General features: G+C 56.4%; 1 protein-coding gene and 1 pseudogene. Both read left to right on the top strand.

Annotated features, from left to right (window positions below):
- The coding region (trfA, locus tag CFB82_RS41590) for a plasmid replication initiator TrfA (RefSeq protein ID WP_256990786.1) at positions 1-837 on the top strand (837 nt) is incomplete at its 5' end.
- Positions 831-1,132, top strand: a pseudogene (locus CFB82_RS41585) (transposase); the annotation flags it as partial. The gene trfA and the pseudogene CFB82_RS41585, both read left to right, overlap by 7 nt.

Here is a 1,132-nt window from a genome sequence, read left to right as displayed (position 1 = left end):
GTCACGCACGGCTTCGACCACCGTCTTCCTCAGGTACGCCTGCGTCGCCTGATCCAACTTTCGGGCATCAGTTTTCGTCTTCATACCCGTATAACGCACCACGAACTATTTGGTGCACTCGTCAGTATCTCATACCCCGAGCAATATATTTCATACCCCGATAGGGGCTGTGCTAGTCTCAACCCACTGAATTTACAGGTAATTGCCATGCTGATGAGCGAGGAAGATCGTGCGCAGATACGGCAGAACGTACAGGATCACGCCCGTCGGATGGAGGAGCAGAATTCCGGTAATGTGCAGTTGAGATTATTTCCCGGATGGGGGAATGATACCCGCGGCATGTCGAAGAGTTTGGCTCGAAGCGCCCTGTTCGCCGTGCGAGACAAGCGTGCTGAACGCGAGCGCTACGATAACGCGGTGATCGCCTCGATCGAAGGGCTCGAGATCCGTTATTCCGGTGAGGAGCTTCGTCAGGATGACCACGATGTGTTTATGCAGCTTTGCCACTTGGCGCGAGACGAGTATGTCGGCGAGGCCGTTCACATCAGCGGACTACAAGCACTGGAGGGGCTGAAGTGGGGGCGGTCACAGGAGGACTACGATCGACTTCGGGCTTGCTACAAGCGCTTGCTTGAAGGCACCGTGTACGTGACGAAAACGGAAACCGACCGGACGGGCAAGATAAAGAAGAAGACCCATATGTTTGGCTCGCACCTGTTTTCATCGGTATCGGCCGAGGTCGACGGAGACAGTGTTGAGTCGCTTGAGCTTCCCCCGAAATTTCGCTCTCCAAGAGGTCGGGTAAACTCGACGGAATGGAAAGCAAAAAAATGTTGAAGATACCGAAGCAGCAACACACGCCGGAATTCAGGACGCTTGCGGTGCAACGGGTGAAGGATGGCCAGAGTATTCGGTGGTTGCACGGGAGCTTGGCATCTCGGAGCAGACGCTGCGCACGTGGGTCAAGGCCGCAGCGGCCGGAACGCTGAATGGTCCAGGCACGAAGGTCGTGACGCCGGAGCAGATGGAGCTCTCGCGGCTGAAGGCAGAGAATCGACGGCTGACGATGGAGCTTGAGATCGCAAAAAAAGCGGCGGCGTACTTCGCGCGGGACCTGCTGTGAAGTACGCCT

The sequence above is a fragment of the Burkholderia sp. HI2714 genome, assembly GCF_002223085.1.
GTDB lineage: Bacteria > Pseudomonadota > Gammaproteobacteria > Burkholderiales > Burkholderiaceae > Burkholderia > Burkholderia lata_D.
This window is presented reverse-complemented; position numbering and strand designations above follow the sequence as displayed.